The sequence below is a fragment of the Siminovitchia terrae genome, from assembly GCF_003605405.2.
Classification (GTDB): Bacteria; Bacillota; Bacilli; order Bacillales; family Bacillaceae_C; genus Siminovitchia; species Siminovitchia terrae.
The window spans coordinates 1-5,921 of the sequence record NZ_QYTW02000053.1; the positions used below are offsets into that span (position 1 = coordinate 1).

General features: G+C 34.5%; 4 protein-coding genes. 1 reads left to right on the forward strand and 3 read right to left on the reverse strand.

Going from position 1 to position 5,921, the window contains the following annotated elements; genetic code table 11:
- The 3 genes from D5F11_RS25500 to D5F11_RS25510 form a co-directional block, all read right to left on the reverse strand.
- On the reverse strand, positions 1 to 1,214 hold a 1,214-nt coding region (locus D5F11_RS25500), incomplete at its 3' end, for an adhesive domain-containing protein (protein ID WP_342776063.1).
- Positions 1,215 to 1,614: 400 nt separating this feature from the next.
- Positions 1,615 to 2,673 (reverse strand): response regulator, encoded by a 1,059-nt coding sequence (locus D5F11_RS25505; protein ID WP_120119580.1) that lies wholly within the window; start codon positions 2,671 to 2,673, stop codon positions 1,615 to 1,617.
- A 1,034-nt stretch (positions 2,674 to 3,707) separates the two neighbouring features.
- The gene (locus D5F11_RS25510) at positions 3,708 to 4,022 is read right to left on the reverse strand and encodes a hypothetical protein (RefSeq protein ID WP_120119579.1); all 315 of its coding nucleotides are present in this window, start codon (positions 4,020 to 4,022) and stop codon (positions 3,708 to 3,710) included.
- A gap of 1,214 nt (positions 4,023 to 5,236) precedes the next feature.
- Between D5F11_RS25510 and D5F11_RS25515 the strand changes: the two genes are divergently transcribed.
- Entirely contained in the window at positions 5,237 to 5,773 is a 537-nt protein-coding gene (locus D5F11_RS25515; RefSeq protein WP_126646692.1) for a hypothetical protein, read from the forward strand.
- Positions 5,774 to 5,921: the final 148 nt, after the last annotated feature.

Sequence of the window (5,921 nt, forward strand, 5' to 3'; positions counted from 1 at the left end):
TCAGCATCGGCGTCAGCATCGGCGTCAGCATCGGCGTCAGCATCGGCGTCAGCATCGCTGTCAGAATCAGCATCAGCGTCGGCATCAGCATCGCTATCAGAGTCTGAGTCACATTCTTGATCTGGGAAAGTAACAGTATCAGATGCTTCTAAACTAGATAATAACTGGACATCTATTACACTATCTCCAACAATAGCGCCTTTAATTTCTGAACTCTTTACACAAGCATTTGTTGGGTTTGATACGTTAACGGAAAGATCTACAGAGATTTTCCCCAAAACGGAAGCTTGAGCGAGTTCACTAACTAAATCAAGTGTCCCATCAGTTATGTTCTTAACAAGATTTGTTGCCAGTTGGCCTACTCCAGTAACGAGAGATAATGTAGAGTTAATGACTTGGTTCAAAGTCTTAACAATTGTTCCTACTAAAGGAATGGACTCTGCGGCAGGTAAGATTTTTATTTCAAGAGCATTTACAGCATCAATTACATTTTGCAATGTTTGAATAACTACATCGTTTACAGCTGTTTCTAAGTGTTTTCCTAAGCCCTCAGTAAAATCAACAGTAATAACACCATCTGGTGAAATATTAACTTCAACCTGGTCGTTATATTGCAATAAATCTGCTAAAGCAGCTTCAAGATTATTCAATCCATCCAATGCTTTTGATAGCTCCGATACTCCTTTAATGGTGAGAAGCTCTTTCGGAATAATACTGCTTTGCAATTGATCTACTGTCTTCAAAACTTGTGAAACTGCGCCTGTAAGTGCGCCAGTTACATCATTCAGTGCACCACCTAAAGCAGGCAGATCTTGCATAGTAATAGGTAAAATTTCAACAGATACATTTGCAGGTCCATTCGCTTGAATATCTCCGGCAAGTTCCGCAGGAACTTGGAATACTGCTACTCGATCGGGATTAACGGCTTGTATATTAGCCAATGCTTTACCGGAAACACCTAAATTTAGCTGAAATGGTTTTCCATCAACAACATTAGCAGTAACCGTTGTATTTTGAAGTAAGTTTACTTGTGCAAGCGAAGCAGCTTGTACGGTACTTGCTTCAAAACCAGGTAACGAAAAGCCTGCTAATGTGTTATTGATCGGGACAGTTACTAATAGCGTTGTTGCAGCGATCGCCGCGGCTCTTCTTAGATTCTTACCGCGACTTGCATTCATTTTTTTCTTGTAATCAAACTTTCTTTTTGAACTCATTTCTTTCTGGACAACCTCCTAAAATAAAATCATGAATATCAATGAGTAAACACTCACATTTCTTAGCAAAAGTTGACACGAGTCACTCCTTTCATGCATTCGTAAAAGACTTTCACTGACGAATGAAAAATAGTAGCGAATCAAAGATATAAGTGCGCATCCCTAGCTACAGTTAAATTATGCACAATGGTGTTAAACCATTTCTAAACACAAAAAGACAAAACACTTTAAAATAAGACAATATTATCTTTTTTCATACATAAAATAAGTGGCTGGAATACCTGTAGAACAACAATTTAAGAGGTTATTTTCACTAATCATGAATAAAAGACAAATCTAAAAATAGAAAAAAGCATGTAATGAAACCTCAACAGTCATTACATGCTTTTGGTGATTAAAACTATTTAATTAATTGTTTTTCGATTTTTTTGAGTCTCGCGTATTGCTTAATGGCTTTATCTACATCTCCAATTTCATTATAGATATTTAACAAAAATTGATGACTTTTTTGCTCAGTCGAATCAATCGCTTGAATGTCATAGCAAAGTTGTATGGCTTTTTCATGCCATTTATTAGAGGTGAAATATTCTATTAGTTTATATGTATTGTTTAACCACATATTATGAAGCCTGACTCTTTCCGATTCTGCCCATACATAGTCCTCATCTTCCAAATAAGGTCTATATTTTTTTACCATTTCTAGTACAATTTCCTTGTTACCCTTATTAATATTGGGGAATTGATTCAAAATGCGTTCCCACCGCCATACGTCGATGTCGGTTTCACTCAGATGCAAATAATATCCCCCAAGATCTCGGAGCAGTTTAATGGTCGGTCCTATGGAAGATAAGGCTTTACGGACATGATATATTGTAGTATACAGTAATGCAGTTGAATCTTTTTCTGATAGATATGGCCAAAGCTTCTCAATTAACAGCTCTTTGCTCATTGAGCGATTATTATTATGTAATAAGAAACAAAATAATTCCTTAGATTTAGTTGTTCTCCATTTAATGCTTGTCTTAATGCTTGTCTGTGTTTTACTAGACCTGTTTAGTTCCAACTTTCCTAAACATTGAATATGAATCTTTTTATCATTGTAATTAGCAGCTAATATACGATTAAGTGATTTCCTTAACCTCACTAAAGTAATAGGTTTTATTATATAATCTAACGCATTTATATCAAATGCTTTGACAGCGAGTTTACCATCATTTGCCAAAAAAATGATCTGTATAGAATTGTCATATGACTTGATAAACTCTGCAAAATAAATTCGATTAGTTTTTTCAATATCAATATCAATGAATATCACGTCAACCCTATTCTTTTTGAGATATCCTAAAGCTTCTGTAGAATCGTAAAAAAATACAATATTACTAAACACCTCTGTATTTTTTAAAACGCTATACAGATAATCTTTTTCGTCTAAACGCCCCTCTAATACAAGAATCTGCATTCTTCCCCTCCTAGAATACAATAAAAATGCAATCCCAAAGAATGATGTTTTATCCGCATAAATATATTCCCTAAGATAGAGATTTATTTTTTAGATATATTTTATACCCGGAATTTCAACAATTTCTAAACATGAAGGCGAGAAAATATTCGGGAGGCTAGACTTTTCATGACACTTAGGATCCCTTCTTAGAAGATGCCAAACTGGTTTACCATTTCACCCTTTGGAAACTTACAAAAATCCTCCTATCATTACGTTGACATAAATCAACCTAATCATTTAATGTATTATTATGAAATTGGGATGAATTAACATTTATGTGAAATTATGTTAATTCATCTTCGTGAAAAGAAGAGAGGAACACAAATAAAGTGTCCCTCTCAAAGTTAAGGAGTCAGAAGGGTAAATCCAGTGATCGTGCCATTATAATCCGACTCTGACATTCCCAAATATTTCTCTAAAAATAACAATTACTGAGTGAAAAAGCTATAAACCTTAAGAATCTCCTCCCTTATACATAAAAAGCCTGCGAAACAATAAGCGACGAAACAAACTACAGCACTACTGTTTCAATAGCATTAAATCAAATACATATAAAAATATGATGAACTTGAGAATCTCAATAATGAGACATTTAATCATATCCTGCAAGTAATGCATCTTTACAGCACGGAACTTGAATAGCTTCTCAATAATAAACAAAGAGATATTTTTTAAAAAATGCACTTAAATAAAAGTGAATTTGAAGCAAGTGCTTCAAATGGCTTTGGCATCACCATATAGGAGAAAGTCAACTGTAAGGAACCCCCCTTACCTTTTAAAAGCCAAAATTTCTTCAAGTGAGAAAAGCGCAAGAAACAAAATCATGGATGACAAGCACAAAATGTATTATTGACGAGAGAGCTTTCAGCTATCACATCAATTTGTCTTTTCATACCCCAGCCGATATATAGAATTTCAGGATACACTCTACTTTTTGTATTGACAGCCTTGTATGAACTTAACTCTACCCTCAAAATATTGACATTTTATTTCTATTTTGCTGCTCTGCCACTATATACAATCAAGGTCATTACATTTAATATGAGTGTAACGGTGAGAAGAACTGCCGCGAGAAACACCACTGCACCCGTTGTATCCATTAGAGCAGACCAATCCTCAATCTTAACTAAATGATAGTTATCAAAAATCTGGAAAAATAGCGAGATAGCACAAGCACTAATGCTTATAGTGGAAAGAGCCACCCAATTTTTATGACCCTGCTTTTTAAATCTCATGAGAGAAACAACAGGAATTACCCAAGCAATTATTCCAAGTACGAGGCTGAAAAGATTCAGATAACCAATCATAACTAATCCCCCCTTGCATTTTTTGATTTCCTTTCCTCATCTTATTTTACATCATTACCTTAAATTCTGGATTTCTACAAAAGGAATTTAAACATAAAGTTGATTTTTTATCCTCTTTATTTCATTAGACATTATAAAAGGAATTAAAACGACTTATTGTCTTTTGCACTAATTCACATGGTTGCAGCTATATTAAATGACTCTACGGATGTGCCTTAGGGAGAACATTTTTTGAACAATAGTTCGCAGAATTCCTTGAGTGAGAACAATCATTTATTCAGCCCCTTATTCTGTTTTCAGTTTCCAAAGGTTTTGTGCAAAATCCTTAGATAAAAATGGCCTATCCATAATTTGATAGATCGCATAATCAAAAAAAGAGTACATTCCCCAAAAACTTCGAAACCGCCACTTCATTAAACGATCCGGGAAAAATTTATCACGAAGAATACTGTTACTCTTAATGTCAAACTTTGAGCACAAGATCAGGCAGGAAAAACAAAAAGTAAGCTCCTTTTTTCAGCACATTCTCATAGCTGCCCTTCGAGCCAAGATCCCCTAAGGCTTCTGTGTGAAAGCAAAACGCATGTCGAAAAAAATAATATTTTTTAAAAATATATTTTAGCTATTGTGTTATATGGGTAGATATTCAAAAAGAAAACATCTCATAATTGAGGGAAGGCAAATGGTGCGCCACCAGTCCTATTTCTGACTGGTCTTAGTGGGTTCGATTTCCACCCCGAAAATCTATATACCCCTTTAAAGGTTGGTATTTCAACCTTCTTTACTGATTAAGTGTAAAAAATGTGTAAAACGAAATCACAAGTGTAAAACAGACACTCCGATAGTTTTTTTATCGTGGTGTCTTTTATTTCACCATCTTCAAGAGAGAACCAAAAGTAGTAGAGAAAATTGTAAAAGGGTCAGCAATTGATGCAGATTACAACGGGCTGAAGATTCAAATAATTCAAGAGTTAATGGCTTTGAATCAAAAAGCTAAAGAACGGAAAAAAAGTAAGCTCCCTCCACGAAATTGCTACCATTATTAGGGCTAAGAGAACGTGTGGTTGAAGCAGAAAAAACACTTTACATGAGTTTTATTAGACTAATTAATTCTTTTTTCATTATTCCCGAACTGTAAAGTATGTAAATTTAAATATCACATTTATCCCTATTCCAATGATGTATAATTATGGATGAGGAGTGATAATTTGATAGTGAAAATGAAAAAACAGGAGTTCGATCAATTAGCTCAGGAAGCGATCTGCAAAGCGTGTTTTGAACCGTTGATTCTAGTTTATAAAAATAGAGTGGCGGAGCAAAATACAGGGGATCAGACAATGGTTAAAGAACTGTTTTATAAAGAACTAACCAAAGGACAACGAGCGTTGTTCGTGTTTAATGTGTATTACGATCACGCAAGTGAATCTCTGGATGAATTTTATTGGTGGAGTGCCTATTTTATAGCTCAACCAAAAATTTGGTCAGCAATCAAAGCTGGATTACAGTATTTCGGGGATGCTGCCATGCTTCTAATACTTGAGAAGATTGAAGTGGTTCTTAAAAAACATAATCATCCAAGTAGTTTAGAAGGTTTTACTGTTTCACGTAAAAACCTTGATTGTAATAAGGAACTCCTCGCTTCTATTCGACTCCTGCATGTCACATTTAATGAAACTGCTCCTCTAACCATAAAGATAATAAATGAGTATGTCCTAAGCAACCAGTGGGAGTTCCTAAAGATTGAAGACTAGTTTTCACAACATATTATTATGGATTTGAAATAATAGCGATATTTAATCAACTGTATTGTCATTCTAAATAGAAATTAAGTACTTTTTAAAAGAAATCCTGGTGTATGAAATAATCCTTTTTGGAACACAAAAAATGTCCCAGTGACTA